The organism is Lentisalinibacter orientalis, from assembly GCF_040706535.1.
GTDB classification, from domain to species: domain Bacteria; phylum Pseudomonadota; class Gammaproteobacteria; order Steroidobacterales; family Woeseiaceae; genus Lentisalinibacter; species Lentisalinibacter orientalis.
Map to the genome: position 1 here is coordinate 14,919 of NZ_JAPDRJ010000007.1, position 19,771 is coordinate 34,689.

Here is a 19,771-nt window from a genome sequence, read left to right on the forward strand (position 1 = left end):
CCGATACTTTAACCTTTGACACGCTGCGTAGTTACCTCCAACCCCAATAGTCGCGCGAGCGCTGCCGCGACAAACACAATCGCGGTAATCACGATGCCAACAACGGCTGCCGCCTCTTTGGAGCCGCTGATCGCATACTCGAACAACAAAACCGAGAGGGGCAAGGATCTCGGTTGCGCCAGCAGAACCAATGTACTTATGTCACGCAACCCCGCTATAACTACCAGCACGAAAACGCTGACGAGCATAGGTCTTACGAGCGGAATCACAATACCGGCGAAGGTGCGGAGGCGATTCGCGCCTGCAATACTTGCGGCCTCCTCCAATTCCTGATCAATTTGGCCAATAGCCGTCTTCATCATGCTCACTCCCAATGGGAGCTGGCTGATCACAATGGCGATTACCAAGAGCCCTAAACTGCCGTAAAGTACGCCAAGGAAGGGAGCTTCCAGCACCAACGCAAGGAAACCGAGCCCCAAAAGGATGCCCGGTATACACCACGGAAGCCAGGTTAGGAAATCGAGAGTACCCCTGAAACTCAACTGACTCCGAGCGATTAGGTAGGCGAGCACCGAGTAGATGAGGATGCCAAGGAAACCCGCACCAAACGCTATGACCAGCGAGTTACCGAGTGCGCTGAAGAAAGTCGGGTCCGAGAAAATCGCACGCCAGTTATCAAGCGTGAGAGGATCTTCGATACCAAAGAATCCGAAAAGTGTCATGAAGGAGCCGAGCAACAACACACCGGTAGGGACTAGCGACGACAGACCAACGGTCAAAAATAACGCGCCGGTAATCGCATAGCGACCTAATCGTCCCAAGGATAACTGCCCGGATCCGCCGCCACGGCCCAGAACGGTCGCATAGGTATTCCTCTCGACGATCCGACGATGCAATAAAGCAAGCCCTGCAAGAAAGACCAGAACTACAGTGCTCAAGGCCATCGCCTCCTCGAATCGCGGAGGTTGCCAGTTTGCTAGATCGAATACGCGTGTTGTATAGACACTGATACCGGCCGGCGCACCCAGAAATTGCTCCACTTCAAAAGCCTCAAGGCCCCTGATGAATCCGAGTATGGTCCCCGTCAGGATCGCAGACGAAAGCAGCGGAATCGTTATACTACCCAAGACTCTGCGAGGTGAGGCCCCGCTTACGCGTGCCGCTTCTTCCAGAGATCCGTCCAGCTGACGGATTGCCGGGCCCAGTAAAATGATCATCACAGGCACCGTGCTCGCCGTCATGTGAACCCACAGAATACCTTCCAGTGACTGGATATCGAATACTGGCTCGGAAATCAGAGGCAGGCGCATGAGCCATGTATTCACCAACCCATCATAGCCATCCAGCAGCATGGTCCATCCGAGGGTAAGCGGAAGAACGGGGAGCATAAAAGCGAGCCAGAACGACCCTTCGAGAAACCGGGCGCCGGGTATCGGGAAGCGGATAAGCGCCCATGCGATCGCAAAACCTATGATCGCGGCGAAAGGTGCTCGCAGAGCGAGCAAGAGACTGTATCCGAGTGCCTCGCGAGATTCTGCGCCAGTGAAAACCCCCGCGAGCGCCGCCAGATCGGCTCCACCTCCGATGACTACCGCTATTGGACCCAAGGTGACCAAACCGACCAAGGCGAGAGTCGTCAAGCCAAGAGTTTGCTGTTGGATCCGCATGACAATCACTAAAGGCGACTAGCGCTTTGGCCAGACCGTTACATACTCCGGCTCTGCCAAGATGAAGAACCGGTCACCGGGCTTGACTCGCTCGTTCTTTCCGAGGGGTACGGTGTTCGTGTTCCCGCCAGTCTCCACCTTGCATTCTTTACTGTGACCTACGTAACTAACCTCCGACACTGTCGCCGGTATCGACACCAGCGTCTTCGAAGGTTCCGAGGATACTCGCGAGTCTTCCGGCCGCACTGCTACACGCACAGATTCGCCCACGGTCAGGTCACTGCGAGACTCAGGAAGTGCGATATCAATCCCCTCTAAGAGGCGGATGATTACGTGGTCATTACCTGGCGAAGTAACAGTGCCTTCAAGTAATATTATTCTTCCAACAAACCGCTGAATGAAAAAATTCGCGGGCTCCTCGTATATTTGACGAGGCGTACCAATCTGCTGGATGTCGCCGTTGTACATGACCACTACGGTATCAGACAAATCCATTGCTTCAGTCTGATCGTGCGTCACGTAGAGCACGGACATGTTCAGCCTCTTCTGGATCGCCTTCATCTGATGGCGGAGTTCCTCGCGCAACTCCGTATCAAGATTCGAAAACGGCTCATCCAACAGCAGCAAATCAGGCTCACCAACCAACGCCCGAGCCAGTGCGACTCGTTGTTGCTGCCCCCCGCTCAGTTTCGTTCCCGGTCGGTGCAAGTAATCATGCAGGCCCACCAGATTCGCCACCGACGAAACCTTGTCCGCTATCTCCGCTCGCGAAGTCCGACGGACCTTAAGGGGATACGCAATATTCTCAGCTACGGTCATATGCGGCCAGACCGCATACGACTGGAAGACCAAGCCAATCCTGCGCTTCTCGGCAGGAACAAAGGTATTCGACGCTACATCTGCGACAACACGATCCCTGAGTGAGATCGACCCGGTATCTGGACTCTCCAGACCTGCCACGAGCCGCAGGGTCGTGCTCTTTCCGCAGCCGCTCCGCCCGAGTAGGGTAAGGACCTCGCCGGCCCCAACGCCAAACGAAACATCTTTGACTGCAGTCGCCGATCCGTAACTCTTTGACACGCCCGTGACTTCCAGAATCGGCTTCATGGTGCTGTCCGCGGAATTAGTTGTCTCAAGGCCGGTAAAGCCCTTGGGCGCATCCGGTACCAAATCGGGAAATCGGTTCGTAGAGGAGATTCTGCAGTGGAGTGCCTTCGAAAGCCGCTGCCAATATCACCCATGCACGGATTTCCCCCGCCGATGAACCTGCCGCCTCTATTCGTTCTTCGGGCATATTGACCACAGCCTCCAAGTCTGGCTTTTCTAGCAGGCGCAGAAAGTTCATATCGAACGCTTCGTCAATGTAGCCCATTCGGAAGTCGCCCGGGGAATGCGATAACCCACCGCACGCGACGATAGCCACGTTCACGTGCTCCGGCCACGCCGTAACAGCATCTCGCAGACTTCTGCCTACCTCACGACATCGGCGTAGAGTGGGGTAAGGCGGAATAGAGGTATTGACGAATATCGGTACTATCGACATATCCGCTGAGGGGTCCAGGAAATGCAATGGAACCATGATTCCGTGATCCAGATCCCACTCTTCCACACGCGCCCAGTCGATCTGGCCAGCCAGCCCCGTCTCCAGAATGACACGCGATAGGGACGGCGTGCCTCGCGCGACGCGTTTCTCTATTGGAAGCTCCTCGACCGGTCCCCAGTAGGAGTCTGCCATCCCCACGGCGAACGCCGGCATATTGTCGAGAAAGAACTTATTGATGTGCTCCCCTGAGACGACGACCAGTACATCTACTGCTTGATCGTGGATTCCCTCGCGGAGCCGGGTGAAGCCGGCCCGAAATCTCGCAATGCGTTCCGTCTCTTCCCCGGTCGGCTCATTCAGAACCATTGCGAGATGAGACGTGGCGGCGCCGAAAACTAGATTTGCCATCCTCAGCTTCGCTCGTCGCCGGTCGCGCTAACCACCGTCCGAACCATCCGGTCACGGAATTCGCTCACGGGATGACCACACAGTCGGAAATAGCGAAACACCAGGTTCGGCAATAGGCCGAGCTTGCGCAATTCCCCGAACTGCTGCGCCAGCAGCGCCCGCCTTTCCTCTTCAGTCAAAGAATAATCGCGTAGGAACTCATCGAGATTCGCGAGCAGATGCTCGCGATCTACCCGCTTGGTGAGTTCGAACACGACTTTGTTCAGCTGATATTCGCTCACAAATTCTCCACGAATTCAGCGCTTCAGGAAGGCGAGCGACAATTCATTGAACTCGTCTGCTCTCTCTATCTGAGCCCAGTGCCCGCACCGCGGAAATATGTGCAATCGCGAATTCTGGAGCAGCTTGAGCTGGATCAAACCGCTGTCAAGAGAAGAGAAACGATCTTCGCTGCCCCAGATCATAAGTGTCTCCGCTTCCACCTTCCGCAACTCATGAGCCACTTCTTCCCGCGGAGGATGATGTTTGGTCCATAACTCCACTGTCTCCGGCCGTGCGCTCATCTCGTAACGCTCCTTGACGATCTCCGGAGATATATGCCGTTGATCATAAACGAGGGTGCGTAATATTCGCTCCATCTTCTCCATTGATGGGCCCTCGTCGTTGTAGTAGTCAATGATCAGCTTGATGCCTTCCTGGGGACGGGGTTGAAAAAAACTCAATGGTGCCGCCGCATTGTTACCCACCGCAATATGCTTCTTTACCCGTTCGGGCGAATCAATGCAGAGGCGCATGATGCTCTGCGCACCGATCGAATTGCCAATGAAGTCGGCCTGCTCTATACCGAGCTCATCCATGAACGCTGCTACTATCCGAGCGGTGAAGCTGAGGCGACCCTCTGTCTCGTTGACGACCATCTCACTGCGGCCGAACTGAGGCATATCGATGATCAACATTCGAAACTCACTCGCGATCGCATCAATGTTTTTCGAAAAATTGCTCCACCCGGCCGCGCCGGGACCACCGCCGTGCAGGCAGATCACCGGCTCCCCTGCGCCGACGTCATGGTAGTGCAGCTTTACTCCGCCGGCGTTTACGAACTTACTGGTCGCCTCTTCCGTATACGTCATTTTTGCCCCTCAGTCTCCGGATCTAATCTGGCGTTTTTCTCTACGAAACGCCGCCAACTCACAATCGATTGGTCCGGCCGATAAAGTATCTCCGGCGGTGTTTCCATTCCCTCAACCATCCAGGCATCTTGGTTGTTGAATTGCGTGTGAAAGAAAGGTTTGATGTACAAAGCGTACTTCATCTTTAGCCAGAGCGCTCCCACGCCTCCAGTACGCTTGACGATGAATTGAAGGTAACGATGATTTCCTTCCGTAGTCGGCACATACCACTCATAGTGAGCCCAGTTGGCGTATTGCACGCGGAGGGTGCCAGGTAACCGAATCCGAATCCCTCTGGCGCCTGGTCGCCAGCGCCAGAAATTGCGTTTCGGCCAACGCCCGAGGCCCGGGTACTCACCCTCCCACCCAAGCTCCTTGACCGTCCGGGTGAGCCACTTGCTGTTCTCGTCTACCACCGGTTCCGAATAGCCCCAGGCAGGCGCGCGTCTCCAAAACGTCCAAACTCCCCTGCGGTGCAGATATTTCACGTGCCCTTCGTCATAGCCGTTCTCTGCAGCGTGTCGCCAGTCACCAGGTCGCTCTGTAACACGACCGACAATCCTGGCGTCTTTAGCCAGAAACTCCTCCGGTATATCTTCGGATAGCGGGTGTGGATCCCCATCTCCCAAAAACACCCAGATGAGACCGCCTAGCTCTTTGACTGGGTACGTGCGCACACTGACGTCGGCCTTAGCGACCCTTGAATCTGGCCCGTCAGTCAGGGCAGCGACCACCTTGCCGGATTCCAATTCGTAGACCCAGCCGTGGTACGGACAGCTAATAGTTCCCGCAAAGTCGCAAAAACTGCCATCGAGCGGGACGCCTCGATGAGCACAGCGATTTTCGATTGCGTAGGCTTTGCCCTCGCTGCGGAAGAACGCGATCCGTCGGCCCAATAACGTGATGCCTTGGCCCTTGCTCTCTTTCAGCGAGCGGCCGAACATGACCGGATACCAATATTCTCTAAAACCAAGCGCTGCCGAATCGTAACGCGGGAAACGGGTTCTTCCTTTCTTGAACCCTGTTACCTGGTGCTCGTACAGCTCTTCTTCGTCCAGAACCGGCTGCGACATATATCCTCCCGAGATCTCAGTGATTCGCCACACACAAAGTGAGCGCCGCATGGATGAGCGTCCGACATAGCGTTTCCAGACTGCTCAAATGAGCTTCACCCATGGAGAACTGCCCAGAGTACTCTAGCGGGTGTGGTGGGGGAGGCATGCCGACACGCGCGGTCGGCACTCCCCAGAGACGCAATACATTCGCTTCAGTCGCCCCGCTACCGCCCTTGGGCGCCTCGTAGCCCTTCTCATTCGCATACTCCCACGCGGCAATGGTGGCCTTTACGACCGAATCGTTGGCGTCCGTATGGCTGCCCGGAATTCCGAACAGCATCTCCGGTACGATCTCTATGTCACCCAATTCCTCAGCAATCTTGCTCACCGCCTGCTCGACCTCGCGTCGCACTTGTTGCAGACTCGTCCGGGGACTGACGCGAAGGTCTATATAGAGATCACACCACTCTCCAATGAAGGTTGGCTTGTACTGCCACCCTGAGCGCACTGCCCCGATGCTCCCTTGGGGAGCGACGGATCCGGATCGATGTCGTTCAGAGTACTCGCTAAACCAGTTCTCGAGCCTTTCCACCACTCGAGCTGCCTCGATGATCGGATTCCGGTGCTTGACGACATGCCTCGTGCCTGCATAACCGAGGATCCCCCGCACACGAATCCGGAACCAGGTGACACCGACCTCCTCAAATGCCACCGGACCGGGTTTGGCCACAATCGCCCGGTCCGGTATCCCGCCGTATTGGAGTAAGCGATGACAACCGATTCCATGCCCTACCTCGATATCTGGTGGCTGGGATGGTCGCGGTGCCGTTGGCATACCGCCTCCGCACATCCCCAGACTCAGATCCCCTGCTAGCCCGATATTGGCTCGGCGCAGAGCGACTGCCGCCATGACGGCGCTCGCCGCATGGCCCTTCGGGTTGTGTGCGCCAAGTCCAGATACGACATTATCGACAAGTCGTGCCTTCGGAATCTGATCCTGTCGTTTTTCGAGATCGATATTGTCACCGTCCTCCGCGGGGTCACCGCTGAAGGCCGTGTCGATCGGCGAGTAGAAGAGGAGGCTCTGGCCGTCGCCGCCACCTCGAATCCTGCCAATGGCATTGGCCTGATTCTCGCCAATCGCTTGCACTGTGGCTTCGATATCATTTTGGCGCATGTGGTCAACTAGGAAATGAGCCAAGGGCAGTTCATCGCCCGAGGGACTCGGGATATCGACCATTCCCATTAGCAGTTCTATCAACTCTTGGGGGCGAACGGTCTGCCAAACGCGTTCGGCCAGCTCATCCACCTCCTGTCTCTTTACCCTGTCTGTCATTATTTCCGTCCGGACCTTGGTGTCAGTCCATAACAAGTCCGCCATTGATCTCCAGGACCTCTCCAGTGATATACGCTGCACCTTCACTGGCGAGCAGTGCCACAGCCGGGCCGATATCTTCTGGCTTGCCAATCCGTCCAACCGGGATCTTCGCCTTTAAACGTTCCATGAGATCGGGACTAGTATTCGCATGCATATCCGTAGCGATAACACCCGGGGCGACGGCATTCACGGTTACGCCGTGAGCGGCTAGCTCCTTGGCTAACGTACGCGTCAAGCTACTAATCGCTGCCTTCGCAGCTGCATAGCCAGCAATCCCGGGGTTTCCACCGGTACGAGCCGCACTGGAAGAGAGATTAATGATGCGTCCTAGTCCCTTGGATTTCATACCTGGCAAAGCGCGCTGCGTGCAGAGATAAACGCCATTCAGGTTGTCCATCAGCACACGCTGAAAATCGCTCAGACTCATGTCCTCGAACAACATACGTGGCCCGGTAACGCCAGCGTTGTTCACCAAGATATCTACCGTCCCCAGAGACTGCTCGACGGCGCGAAACATTTGATCTACCTGCGCCGAATCCCTAACGTCAGCCTGGACACACATGGCCCCCGACTTCTTGCCAGATTGTCGCGCAACCTGGGCTGCGGTCTCCTGCGCCGCTATCTCCGACGCGCGATAGTTGACGACTACCTCAGCACCCGCGCAGGCGAGATCCACGGCGATTTGCCGGCCAATACCGCGGCCTCCTCCAGTCACCAGAGCAACTTTCCCGACGAGGTTCACTGGTCGTTTCCGCGCTTCACTCTGAGGGATCCCCGCAATCGCACGGTTTGTAGACGATCCCCTCCTTCATAACGAATGCCACATCCTCCAGAGCGCGGATATCTTCTAGCGGATTGCGCTTCACTGCGATTATGTCAGCGGACTTGCCTTCAACGATGGATCCGGTAACTGCTTCTACGCCGAGGAGATCTGCGGCATTCAGCGTTGCCATCTTGATCGCATCCATTGGCTGGACACCCGCCTCAACAAGCAACGCAAACTCCTCAGCGTTACGTCCATGCGGGCTTATAGCGGAGTCCGTACCGAATGCCATCTTTACCCCCTCACGATAGGCCATCCTGACCTGATCTCGCTTCGTCGCGCTCCGGTTCTTGCTCTTCTCCCTGACTGCCTCCGGCAAGGACGAGTCATTGGCCACGCGCTCAGCGGCGGCCTTCTGTGCCAAAAGAGTCGGCACCAGAAAGACACCTTTCTCTCGAAAAAGCTTGGCTGTTCTTTCGTCCATGAAGGTGCCATGTTCAATAGAATCCACACCCAGTCGCAATGCTGTTTCGATACCATTCTTTCCGTGGGCATGAGCGGCGACCTTGCGGCCAAGGGCATGTGCCGTCTCTACTACCGCAGATATTTCGTCATCGGTCATCTGCTGATCCAGACCCGCGTTGATCTCGCTCGTCACACCACCTGTCACGGCGATCTTGATGAAGTCTGCGCCTCGCTTGACCATGTAACGGGTGGCCTTCCTGCATTCATCTGCGCCATCGCAAAGGCTGGGTGGGCGCAATAACTTCAGGATGTCCGGCCGATAACCAAGAAAGTCGCCATGCCCAGCCGTCGGACCGATTCCTTGACCGGCGACTAATAGCCTGGGGCCCGCAACCTTTCCGTCGGCAATGCCATCACGAAGGGCGAACACTGCCTCGAAATCATTTCCGCGGAAACCCGCTGTATCGCGTACGGTTGTGAAACCCGCCAATAACGTCGTTCTGGCATTCATCACGCCGCTGATGACCTGATCATGCCCACTCTGCACCACTCTCCGGAGCTTAAACCCGGGACCGGACTCCGAGGTTATGTGCACATGCGCATCAATGAGGCCAGGCAACACGAAATGTTCCCTAAGATCCAGGACGCGCACGTCCGTCGGCACGTGCGCTATCTGTCGCGGATCCCTATAGCCCGTTTCAACGGATACGACCTCTCCGTCCAGCACCACGATTGTTCTCTCTCGAGCGACGGCTTCGCCCGGCGTTGCGAGAAGGTGGCCCGCATGGATGATGTAGTCATCGTGCTTCGTCCACTCGGCCCGCACGTTACCCGCGACAATCGATCCGAAGAAAATGAGCAACGCACCAGTTATGACCCGGGCGCGTAGACTGAGTTGACACCGATGGGCGCGGGGTGCGCCCGCAGCACCGACTGCAAATCGGCCAGTCACCGGACTAGCTCTCGGCCCGCTATTTTGTAGGCAATGCCTTCTCGCATAACGAAATCGACATCTTCGAGCAATCGAACATCCTCCAGCGGATTGCCTTCAACGGCGATAATATCGGCCCACATACCCTCCTCGAGCCTTCCGACCTGATCGGATAGTCCGAGATTCGCGGCCGCATGCACTGTCGCCGTCATGATTGCCTCTTCCGGCGACATGCCAACTCGCTCGACGAGCAAGGCAAATTCCCCGGCATTCTGCCCATGAGGCGTGATAGCGGAATCTGTGCCGAAGGCGATCTTGACGCCCGCCTTATGCGCAAGGCGAACAGATTCGAACCACTTGGCTACGATCGGCGCAAGGGACGGTCCCTCTGAGGCGCTAACGTTCCTTGCCGATCCAGGGAGTCGGTTCGAGGATGCGCGCTCAAAGGTTGTAGTGACGAGCAGCGTGGGCACCAGATAGACATCATTGTCCACCATCATCCGGACCGCTTCGGCATCGAGCACTCTTCCGTGCTCAATTGCGTCGGTACCCGCCCGAATAGCCGCTTTGGCGCCCTCAAGACCAGTTGCGTGAGCGGTAACCCGTCGCCCGAAACGATGCGCCGTTTGGACGACAGCCTCCAACTCATCTGGAAACATGTGCATCTGATCTCCCAGTGACTCACTTCCAGTGGCCCACCCGGTAGGCACCATCTTGATAAAGTCTGCTCCCCGTTTTACCAAATAACGCACTGCGTCGCGGCACTGGTAGGGGCCAGAGCACATCGAGCGCGCCTCGAAGAGATCCATTACCTCGTGTCTGTAGCCGAGAAAATCACCTTGAGAGGCAAGCGAACCGACGCCCTGACCCGCGACAAGCAAGCGCGGACCCGGGATCTTCCCTGCGCGTATCCCATCACGCAGAGCGAACACTGAGTCAAAACTATCACCCCGAAATCCAGCGGGGTCCCGCACGGTCGTGAAACCGGCTAGAAGAGTTACTTTCGCGTTATAGGCGCCCCAAATCGCGCGGTGCGCGTCGGACTGTGTCACACGATCCAACTGGAAGGAGGAAGATGGCGTACTGGTAATGTGAACATGCGAATCGATCAAACCTGGTAGAACGAATCGCGTAGAAAGATCGATTACGTCAGCACCATCGCGTCCCGCATCGGCGGGCGAGATGTACCCATCCTCTATCGCTGCTATTCGCCCGTCCTCCACAATAATGGTTTGCTGTTCTCGAACACCCTCTCCCGGTACCGACAGCAAACGACCCACGTGGATCACCAGAGAATCTGCACGAGCCGAAACCGCCGCAGCCGGCTCATCGGATGAATGCGCCCCAGCGACTGACGCCCCCATCAATGCTAGCAATAACGGGACGACAACCACCCGCCGCCTCCGGCCAAACGGCACCGAGAAGACCGCCGCCGGGTACTTATAGGCTGTCATGAGATGTCTCCACACGAGTTGACTTTGCCGTATTCGCCGCCCGCTGCCGTGTACGCAACGGCGTGCGGACCAGTGGCAACACCTAGTATCGGTAGCTTAGAGCGATCTGCCAGGTCCGTGGATCCAGCGGTAGCTTACTCTGCGCCACCAAATCTGGCGGCTGCGTTTGGAAGTCTGCTTCAGTGCCTGTGAGACGCGATATGACCAACTCATCCGTAATGTTCTTGCCCACCACAGCGACAGTCCACCGCTCGTTCGGAAACGTGTAAGCAAGTCGGACATTTATCAAATTTACAGACTCGATAATGTCCGCTTCTCGATTGAGAACGCCTAGATTATTACCACCGGCAAAATATTCGTCGACGTACTGATGCTCCAATCGCAACCGCGCGCTGCCTGGTATACCGACTGCAGATGGGTCTAGGTCAAATTCAAACCGGGTGCTAGCTGATAATTCCGGACTCTGAGTTTGCGTCTTACCATCGAGACTGAGTTCCTGGAAGCCATCAGGTACTTCGATGACAGCGGAGCCTTTCAGAAACTCGGCATCAAGATACGTAATAGCCGATGAAAATGATAGCCATGGCGCCGGTAAGGCACGGATCTCGAACTCCACACCGCGGTTTCTTGCTTCGCCGATATTCGCCGTCACGGGCGTTGTGACGTCGAATTCATTTTCGCCGATCAGTTCGACCTGCAAGTCTTCCAGTTCCATCCAGAACAGGGTCACGCTCGTCTGCACACGGCCGTCGAGGAACTCACCCTTGTGACCAATCTCGTAGTTGTAACCAGTTTCTGGCTCTACCGGCTCACGCTGGCCGAGCGAATAGTTTCCGGCTGTAAAACCCTTTGAAACCAGGCCGTAGATGAGCTGATTATCGGTTGGTTTAAATTCTAGGCCGACCCGCGGTGATACATCAGTCCAACTGTCCTCATCCGGCAACTGACCGGTATCATTGAACGGGATCGGAGGATTAATCAATCCAACGAATACTCGAGTCGTATGCTTCTTTTCTTCGTAGGTGTACCGGGCACCGAAATTGAAGGAGAGTTTCTCCGAGAATTCATAGCTCCAATCCGTGAATACAGCCGACGCATTGGTTTGCACTGACTCGGTTTGCAAGACTTGCACGTTTTCCGGCGGCGTATTGGCAACTACGGGCGCCCCAATATCAAACACAAAGTCGGCATTTTCATAGAAGTAGAACAGCCCGAATACGCCCTGCCAGGCGCCTCCGCTGTCATACGAGAAGAGAAACTCCTGCTGGGCGTACTCAGACGTCAGGTCGAAGAGCAGCGTAGAGGCCGGCAACTGCGTAAGGTCGCCGTCAAGCTGGAACAAATTGTCAAATTCCCGGTACGACGAAAGCGACGTTAACGTCAGACCATCCATCCAACCCTGTAGATCGACATCGACTGTGGCGCTGAGGCCCCAATCGTCGATACGCTGAAACGGCTCGACATCAAGTGCGGTCGCGCGAATATCATCGTATGGAATTATCGCGCCCTGGTTCAGAAGCCGCAGATCACCAGAGGTAATTGGCTGAACCCGACCCGTGTCACGTGATTTCAGCCAATCCGCCCGCAGCGCCAGATCAACTGTCTCAGCGAGAGGCAAATCGAGTTGGCCGCGGACGGCAGTTACATCTTTGTTATCAAGATCGCGAGGCGCCTCACCAACGGGTGAGATATTGTCGATATAGCCATCGCGTTCTTCCTTCATGGCATAAATTCGACCCTTCGCGCCCGTATTAGCCAGTGGGCCGCTGATTCCACCCTGCATGCGGAATAAATCATAATTGCCGGCTGAGGCATCGAATTCCGCTTCAAATTGATCGGTGGGTGCGCGCTGCGTAATACTTACTGCACCGCCAAGAGCATTCCGGCCGAATTGGGTGCCCTGTGGCCCGCGCAGTATTTCCGCCCTCCCAACATCTATGACATCTGTCAGGACAGATGTGATTCTCGGTCTGTAGACACCGTTTACGAAGAAGGCGCTACTTCCCTCAGTGCCCGCCGAGAACGAATCATTACCTACGCCACGTATGGACAGGAAACCCACTTGGCCGCCATTTACGGTCGTGCCGGGTGCGTAAAATGTAAGCTGCTCAACATCCTGGATGTTCATCTCTTTGAAAAGCTCGCCATCCAGTACTTGCAAGGAAGCACCTGTGTCGATCGCTACAGTCTCTCGCCGGCGGACGCCCGTTACGACAATCTCTGTCAGCTCCCGGTCCGTAGCGTCTTCCTCACCCGACGCTGCTTCGTCCGTAGGTGTTTGTGCGATCGCACCAGACGCCAATAGCACGAGAGCTGCGCCGGCTACTGTTGCAAAAAGACGATTCTCGATTTCGCTCATTGTCACTCCCCGCTTCAAAATTGCCCATGGAAGGCAAAGACAGGTTATCCCCCTGTATTAGAAAGACGACAGGATTCCGCAGTTGTTCCCATCCTGCCCGACGCTCACGCCTGGAAGAATGGCCATGTCGTTCCTTTGGTTCCGGCACGACACAGATTCGTCTCCCTCTTTGAAGTACGCTACGATCAGTGTACGTTCATGGCGATGGACAAATGCCCATGGTGTCTTTGGGGTTACTCTCTCCGAATCTAATACCCGCCCGCCTTGTGGACGCTCGCTCCATACTTCCTGCGGACATATCGCTGGCGGGCTATGGTTTCAGCGTGCCTCGTTACACCTCTGAGGAGTTCGAGCGCGTGCTGCGACGCTTGATTCAGGAAGAGGGAGTGGCGGTCGATGATGATCTCGACATGTTAATGGTCACCGGTGAGCTCTTTCTTGCCCACGCGGACAAAACGGACAGATCCGCGATCCTAAAACGCCTTTCTGACCGGGTCGCCTGTCGGGTTGCGACCATTCTTGATGCCCTCGGCGCGGCATTTAAGACCGTAGGTGCCTCGCACCTACTCGTAGCAGCACCGTTCACCGCAGATCAAACAACTCGACTGTCCGACCACCTTGATGAATTTGGGCTGACGGTCATCGGTGCGACTTCCCTCGGCCTAACGAATTCAACAGCATGCTGGGAATTGCCTGCAGAGGAGAGCTACCGTTTCATCTTGGACTCCGTTCGCGCTCACCCCGGAGTCGCTTGCCTCTACCTTCCAAACAATCAGTGGCGCGTAACACCTTTGATCCAGAAGCTAGAGGATGAACTCGCTATCACGATTGTCGCAAATACCCCCGCCTGGATCAGGTACTGCCTCAGAGAACTCGGGGACAGTCGTACTATCCCGTCCTTCGGGCGCCTTTTAGCTACGCCCTGAGCAATGGTTTCTACCGGAAGTCTCGTTCGCGTCTCGCAGCGGATGCTCTTAAGTCGGTAGCGAACACAGCGAGCCTTTTGCTTCGACTCAACTGAGGGCAACGGCGTCCGACTCGCCTGCCGATAGCGGAGATCTCCTGTCGCGGAGCAAGTCGAGCGCGATATCCACGATCATATCCTCCTGCCCGCCGACTAGCTTTCTCCGGCCCACTTCGATCAGAATATCCCGGGCGTCGACACCGTAACGACTGGACGCTGCTTCTGCGTGCCGAAGGAACGACGAATAGACACCCGCGTAACCGAGAGACAGTGTCTCCCTATCTACCCGAACTGGCCGGTCCTGAAGAGGACGTACCAACTCCTCCGCGGCGTCCATCAGATCAAAAAGCCGCGTACCGTGATTCCACGATTTGCGATCAATGGCCGCAATCGTAGTCTCCAGAGCCGCGTTTCCAGCACCCGCACCCATTCCGGTCAACGATGCGTCGATACGTATCGCACCGTTCTGGACTGCAACGATAGTATTAGCAACTCCTAGGCCCAGATTATTGTGAGCATGGATGCCACGCTCCGTATGTTTGTCCAACACTTCATCAAAAGCACGGAATCGCGCGGCAACACCATCCATGTCAAGGGCACCTGCAGAATCTGTTACGTAGACACAGTGAGCGCCATAGCTCTCCATCAGAGAGGCCTGCTCAGCCAATTCCGCTGGCTCGCTCATGTGAGCCATCATCAAAAATCCCACAGTATCCATGCCCAATTCGCGAGCCGTCTCGATATGCTGCCGCGCAATATCCGCTTCCGTACAATGAGTCGCAATTCGCACGGAGCGGACTCCCAGCCGATACGCCTGGCGAAGGTCATCAATAGTACCGATACCTGGCAAGATCAACGTCGCAAGCCGAGAGTGCTCGATTTCTTCCGCTGCCGCCTCAATCCACTCCCAGTCTGTTGCCGCACCAAACCCGTAGTTGAAACTGCTACCCGACAAGCCATCCCCATGCGCTACCTCAATCGCGTCAACCCGGGCGCGATCCAGTGCACGAGTGATCGCTCGAACCTGTTTTATCGTGTAGCTGTGCCGAATAGCATGCATGCCATCTCGGAGGGTTACGTCCTGTATATAAAGCTTTTGCCCCGCAATCTCGCCTTCCATCTCTTTTCTCCTCTTACTTAATGCTGCTGCGCGCGCAAGAATCGCGACCTGGCAATTCTTTCCGCTGTCGCCATGGCAGATGCAGTCATTATATCGAGATTGCCCGAGTAGGTAGGCAGATAGTCTCCTCTGCCTTCTATTTCAAGAAACACTGATGTCTTTGTCCCTGAATACGTACCGTAACCCGGTATCTCAATAGGATGCTCGTCATCAAAATGATCAAACTGGATTTCCTGCTTCAGCCTGAAACCCGGCACATAAGTCTGAACTTGTTCCACCTTTTCCTTGATCGCGGCCTCAATGGCTCGGTGGTTCTTTCCTGCGCTTATCGTTAGCACCGTGTCACGCATCGTCAATGGTGGTTCTGCCGGATTGAGGATGATAATCGCTTTGGCCTTTTGGGCTTTTCCAACAATTTCCAGCCCTCTCGCTGTTGTGGCAGTGAACTCATCGATGTTTGCCCGAGTACCCGGCCCCGCCGATCTGGATGAGATCGAAGCAACGATCTCCGCGTAATAGACCTCTGACACGGACGCAATAGCACTAACGATCGGGATCGTCGCCTGTCCGCCGCAACTCACAAGATTGACATTCGGAGCATCTGCATGCTCGCCTAGGTTCACCACCGGGACGACAAACGGACCTAGTGCCGCTGGCGTAAGGTCTATAACCTGCTTACCGGCTGCTTGGAGTAGCTCAGCGTGTCGAGGATGGGCAGACGCCGACGTCGCATCGAATACTAGTTCGACACTCTTGAACTCTTCCATGCTCTGCAGGCCGTCGATCCCTCCAGCCGTAACTTTCACCCCATGGTTAGCCGCTCTTGCGAGACCATCGGACGTAGGATCTATACCCGCCATAACAGTGGGTCGAAGCAATTTCGAATACCGAAGGAGCTTGAGAAGTAGGTCCGTACCAATATTGCCCGAACCAAGGATCGCTACTTCCACGGCACCCCCTCGCCGCTTGCCTTCTATCATCCCGCTCACCTTTCTCCGGCAGTGATATTCACGATCCAAAGGACACTCTGCAATCTCCGAGGCCTTCGACGATCCAGTGAAACTCATCTCCAACATCCACCGGCTCGAGGGGAACCAATGCACCCGTCAGCACAATGTCGTCTTGCTCAAGCGCGATACCATAGCTGCCCAAGGTATTGGCCAGCCATGCAAGCGACCCAATCGGTGTGCCGATGACGTCCCGCCCGGATCCTGCAGCAATACGTGCGCCATTCTTTTCAAAGATTGCGGTCATTGATGCGAAGTCCGTATCGTCGGCCACAGGGATCGCGTCGCCCAGAACAAAAGCACCGCATGACGCGTTGTCCGCTACCGTGTCTATGATCGTTATTTGCCAGTCACGGATTCGCGAATCAACTAACTCGATGCAAGGGAATACGTAGCCGATAGACTCTCTGACCTCTTCGTCGGTCACACCTGGACCTCGAAGCGTGGTCGACAGCCGCACCGCAATCTCTCCTTCCGCGCGCGGTTGGATAAAGCGTTGTCCATGCGAAAGCTCGGCACCGCTAGGCACCTGCATCTTCTTTGTCAGGAATCCGAAGTCCGGTTGAAAGACGTTGAGCTGCTTCTGAACCCCTTTCGACGTCACCCCAATCTTTTTGCCAACGAGTTCATCGCCAGTCGCAAGGCGCTTGTCCAGCAGCGTGCGAGAAATGCGGTATGCGTCCTCCACTGTGCACTCTGGATACCGCTGGCTAATGGGGGAAACAACTGTCCTTTCTGTGACGGCAGCGAAGAGCTCCTCGGCCAGCTGATCCAGAACATCTACTCTCATCACTGCTCCTCAACAACAGTGCAATAGCGCCGCGAAATGCGGCTCTTCGAACACATAATGTATGCGGAGGGAGCAACAAAGCACCCTGTATACGGGAAAGACGCCCAACTCGGCGTAACGCGTCATCGAGATCAACTTTCCGACCTCCCCTGCCTCCCGCCGGCATGCAGTGCATGATCATTACGGGCCAGGATTCCCGAGACCGGCGTGTCACTATCCTGAAACGATTCAACTCGCTCAGGCAGCTGTCAGGTCAATCTAGTTGAGCGAGAAGCGCTCGCGCAAAAAACGAGCGATGCCCTCGTCATCGTGATGGCCGATCACGGTCGTGGCGACCGACTTGATCCGTTCGTTGGCGTTCGCCGGTGCATAACACTCGTCAGCCGCCTCGAACATACTGAGGTCGTTGTCGCTATCACCGAAACAAATCACCCGCTCAAGCCCTAGGAGGTCTTTCAGCGTCTGCACCGCGCCCCCCTTGCTGGCATGGCTGTGATGAATATCCAGCCAGGACCACTGCTCGCCTTCTAGAGCGACTCCGGAGTAACCCACAAGGTGTCGCTCATCCTCAATACTCGCGATCACAGCGGCGACGGCGTTCGCGTCGCCAATAGCATTCACGTGTGTCACGATTGCGTCCGACGGCAGCTCGTCCAGTCCGCGCACGGTCAGCTGCGGTTCCACTCGCACCTGCGCGACGACTTCGCGTTCGGCCCGCGTCCGTGCTGGCGGATGGTACACGGCGCTCTCGTCCCCCTCTCCCAGTGCGAATACGAATGGGGTCAAGCCCTGTTCTCTGCTGGCGCTCGTGACGTGCTCCAGATCGGCAGGCGTCAGCGTGGCAACGCTCAAGAGCCGCCGGGTGTCGGGATGCCAGATCACCACCCCATTCTTGTAGATCTGCGGCAGCCTGAAACTGTGTCCGTGGAGCACCGCCCGGGCGCCGTGTAACGTACGCCCCGTCGCGACCGTATACGCGATGTCCCGATCGGCCAGGAGCTTCAGTGTCTCACTGGTGAAGTCTGAGATTATGGACGCCCGATTAAGTAGGGTGCCGTCGAGGTCGAAGACAATGAGCTCCATCTCTAAATCATCTGCTCGGTCGGTTTGAGTGCGTTTCCAGCCATTTTTGTCTTGCGTTATTCTAATCTAACGCCTGTCACAATTGCGTCGTCAGCGTTGCGCCTAAATCGCTGCTCGGTTTCGAGTCCCGCCGCCGCTGGCAAAGTTGCTACTGCCGACCGGTAACGGGCTCGTCGATATCCCCCGCCCCCAAGCGTTTACGCACATGTCTAGCAAGGCGTCAACAGTGCCCCGGACTTTCTCTTGGCGGACGCCACGCACCAGCCAACTCTGATCGCGCTTGCGCCGACGCAGTCTGCAGTAGGTCAGAGTGCATGAATCCGCCACACCCTCGATGTTTCGCCGGGAGAGTGAATGGTCGGCTGGCACTGGTCCGCCGTACCGCGCGCACCACCGCCGCTCGCAACACATGGACCAAAACTGAAACGGTGCGTTTGTGGCCTAGACTTAGGAGAATTCAATAAACCCCTTTTAACGCCATTCCGCACCTCACCCCGAATTTCTGCCGCCTTTCTCCAGTTTACCGAACCGCTGACCGTCCACCTGGAGCGCAAATTGCCAGCATGAACGACATCATCCTGCGGGCACTGGACGCCGGCCAGATCGACGGAGACGCGATGATCCGGGCGGCGATTCTCTGGCGGCTGTTCGCTGAGTCGGTGCACTGACTACGGCGAGCGTGTGCGCCGACAGGATGCGATCTCAGCCGAGCCGCGGGTATGGCCCCTTCGAGAATCTCCATCGGCTTGTGACGCGCTCACATTTCCTGCTCGATGCGCTCTGCTTCGTCGGGGTGGCCTCGCATGATGCGAACGATCTCGCCGAGGGCGATCCGGCCCCGCGTCGGCAGATTCCGGATCGCGTCGATGCATTGGTCCGTGGTCGCCATCGTGTCTTCCTCCGTGCTTGTGATGTGTCTATCAAGTTCTATCACGGAGGAAACTAAAGTGGAGCCAAATTGCAATTCGCGAGTCGAAGTCAGCAAGTGGCAACCGGTCACTCTGCCTCCGCCATTCGATCACCCACGTCTACAAGCCAACGCAGGTATGCAACAGCTTGGCTGACTACAATCACAACGTCACCGCGATCCGGCGCTCTAACCGATTCCGGGTTTGAATGCCTGTAGTTGTGCGCCGCATCGACCCAAGACCTGAACGCATCGAGGATATTTTCGAGGAAGTCTCGCTGAGAGTCGTCCTTCCCAAGTCCAATTACCATTGGCTTTGCGTTCCGAATCTTTTCAGCATTCAATCGGTCGACTGAAAAGACTTGCTTGAAGAGGCACTCCACAGCCTCGAACGATTCTCGTACCGTCTTGCGGGCGTCACCTTCGATGGCAGCAAACTCGCTTAGGGCAATCTCAAAATGCTGACGCGCCGTTTCATACGCGGGACGATCCAACGCTTTAGCGGTTGACTCCGTTGCGGCTGCAAACTCTCGATCAACAATGTTTCGGACCTGACCAAATTCGTCAACTGAATAGGCCAGCCCTTCATCGCGAAAAATGCGGTTCAGGGATGCAACCAGCCTTTGGGCATCTGCGTATTGGGAAGGATTAGTACCGCCTTCCGTCATAATCCGGACCAGGTAGGTCGGTATACTCAGGAGGTCTGAA

Annotated in this window: 19 protein-coding genes; 2 read left to right on the forward strand and 17 right to left on the reverse strand. The window is 56.1% G+C overall.

The window, feature by feature from the left end:
• Positions 1–8: 8 nt before the first annotated feature.
• Genes ACJMK0_RS18825 through ACJMK0_RS18865 form a run of 9 tightly spaced genes read right to left on the reverse strand, consistent with a single transcriptional unit; the run spans position 9 to position 9,112 of the window.
• Positions 9–1,640, reverse strand: a complete 1,632-nt coding sequence (locus ACJMK0_RS18825; RefSeq protein WP_405240776.1) for an ABC transporter permease — start codon at positions 1,638–1,640, stop codon at positions 9–11.
• 45 nt (positions 1,641–1,685) lie between these two features.
• On the reverse strand, positions 1,686–2,774 hold the full coding sequence (locus ACJMK0_RS18830; RefSeq protein ID WP_405240777.1) for an ABC transporter ATP-binding protein: 1,089 nt from the start codon (positions 2,772–2,774) through the stop codon (positions 1,686–1,688).
• Between the two features lie 25 nt (positions 2,775–2,799).
• Complete coding sequence (locus tag ACJMK0_RS18835) at positions 2,800–3,618, reverse strand: DODA-type extradiol aromatic ring-opening family dioxygenase (RefSeq protein WP_405240779.1); 819 nt, start codon at positions 3,616–3,618, stop codon at positions 2,800–2,802.
• Between the two features lie 2 nt (positions 3,619–3,620).
• Positions 3,621–3,899: a hypothetical protein gene (locus ACJMK0_RS18840; RefSeq protein WP_405240781.1), complete on the reverse strand. Its 279-nt coding sequence runs from the start codon at positions 3,897–3,899 to the stop codon at positions 3,621–3,623.
• Positions 3,900–3,914: 15 nt separating this feature from the next.
• Complete coding sequence (locus ACJMK0_RS18845) at positions 3,915–4,748, reverse strand: alpha/beta fold hydrolase (protein ID WP_405240783.1); 834 nt, start codon at positions 4,746–4,748, stop codon at positions 3,915–3,917.
• A complete protein-coding gene (locus ACJMK0_RS18850; RefSeq protein ID WP_405240785.1) occupies positions 4,745–5,860 on the reverse strand; it encodes a Rieske 2Fe-2S domain-containing protein in 1,116 nt (371 codons plus the stop codon). Before ACJMK0_RS18850 ends, ACJMK0_RS18845 begins: the two co-directional genes overlap by 4 nt.
• A 16-nt stretch (positions 5,861–5,876) precedes the next feature.
• Entirely contained in the window at positions 5,877–7,151 is a 1,275-nt protein-coding gene (locus ACJMK0_RS18855; RefSeq protein WP_405240787.1) for a peptidase dimerization domain-containing protein, read from the reverse strand.
• A gap of 49 nt (positions 7,152–7,200) precedes the next feature.
• Complete coding sequence (gene fabG / locus ACJMK0_RS18860; protein WP_405240789.1) at positions 7,201–7,962, reverse strand: 3-oxoacyl-ACP reductase FabG; 762 nt, start codon at positions 7,960–7,962, stop codon at positions 7,201–7,203.
• Between the two features lie 16 nt (positions 7,963–7,978).
• Complete coding sequence (locus ACJMK0_RS18865; RefSeq protein ID WP_405240867.1) at positions 7,979–9,112, reverse strand: metal-dependent hydrolase family protein; 1,134 nt, start codon at positions 9,110–9,112, stop codon at positions 7,979–7,981.
• Between ACJMK0_RS18865 and ACJMK0_RS18870 the strand changes: the two genes are divergently transcribed.
• Positions 9,044–9,337: a hypothetical protein gene (locus ACJMK0_RS18870; RefSeq protein WP_405240875.1), complete on the forward strand. Its 294-nt coding sequence runs from the start codon at positions 9,044–9,046 to the stop codon at positions 9,335–9,337. The genes ACJMK0_RS18865 and ACJMK0_RS18870 overlap by 69 nt on opposite strands.
• A gap of 59 nt (positions 9,338–9,396) precedes the next feature.
• Here the strand turns inward: ACJMK0_RS18870 and ACJMK0_RS18875 are convergent, their stop codons facing one another.
• Both ACJMK0_RS18875 and ACJMK0_RS18880 read right to left on the reverse strand, forming a co-directional pair.
• Positions 9,397–10,833 (reverse strand): amidohydrolase family protein, encoded by a 1,437-nt coding sequence (locus tag ACJMK0_RS18875; protein ID WP_405240791.1) that lies wholly within the window; start codon positions 10,831–10,833, stop codon positions 9,397–9,399.
• Positions 10,834–10,915: 82 nt separating this feature from the next.
• Entirely contained in the window at positions 10,916–13,192 is a 2,277-nt protein-coding gene (locus ACJMK0_RS18880; RefSeq protein WP_405240793.1) for a TonB-dependent receptor, read from the reverse strand.
• A 218-nt stretch (positions 13,193–13,410) separates the two neighbouring features.
• Between ACJMK0_RS18880 and ACJMK0_RS18885 the strand changes: the two genes are divergently transcribed.
• Positions 13,411–14,118, forward strand: coding sequence for an aspartate racemase/maleate isomerase family protein (locus tag ACJMK0_RS18885; RefSeq protein WP_405240869.1), 708 nt, complete (start codon positions 13,411–13,413; stop codon positions 14,116–14,118).
• Between the two features lie 87 nt (positions 14,119–14,205).
• On the opposite strand, the gene dmpG is transcribed toward ACJMK0_RS18885, so the two are convergent.
• The 6 genes from dmpG to ACJMK0_RS18915 all read right to left on the reverse strand — a co-directional run bounded on the left by dmpG (position 14,206) and on the right by ACJMK0_RS18915 (position 19,731).
• A complete protein-coding gene (dmpG, locus tag ACJMK0_RS18890; RefSeq protein WP_405240795.1) occupies positions 14,206–15,276 on the reverse strand; it encodes a 4-hydroxy-2-oxovalerate aldolase in 1,071 nt (356 codons plus the stop codon).
• A gap of 17 nt (positions 15,277–15,293) precedes the next feature.
• On the reverse strand, positions 15,294–16,256 hold the full coding sequence (locus tag ACJMK0_RS18895; RefSeq protein WP_405240797.1) for an acetaldehyde dehydrogenase (acetylating): 963 nt from the start codon (positions 16,254–16,256) through the stop codon (positions 15,294–15,296).
• 28 nt (positions 16,257–16,284) lie between these two features.
• Complete coding sequence (locus ACJMK0_RS18900) at positions 16,285–17,073, reverse strand: 2-keto-4-pentenoate hydratase (protein WP_405240799.1); 789 nt, start codon at positions 17,071–17,073, stop codon at positions 16,285–16,287.
• Positions 17,074–17,331: 258 nt separating this feature from the next.
• The gene (locus ACJMK0_RS18905; RefSeq protein WP_405240801.1) at positions 17,332–18,156 is read right to left on the reverse strand and encodes an HAD hydrolase family protein; all 825 of its coding nucleotides are present in this window, start codon (positions 18,154–18,156) and stop codon (positions 17,332–17,334) included.
• A gap of 757 nt (positions 18,157–18,913) precedes the next feature.
• Positions 18,914–19,045 carry a hypothetical protein gene (locus tag ACJMK0_RS18910; protein ID WP_405240802.1) on the reverse strand — a complete coding sequence of 44 codons (132 nt, stop codon included), beginning with the start codon at positions 19,043–19,045 and terminating at the stop codon, positions 18,914–18,916.
• 107 nt (positions 19,046–19,152) lie between these two features.
• Positions 19,153–19,731 carry a hypothetical protein gene (locus ACJMK0_RS18915; RefSeq protein WP_405240804.1) on the reverse strand — a complete coding sequence of 193 codons (579 nt, stop codon included), beginning with the start codon at positions 19,729–19,731 and terminating at the stop codon, positions 19,153–19,155.
• Positions 19,732–19,771: the final 40 nt, after the last annotated feature.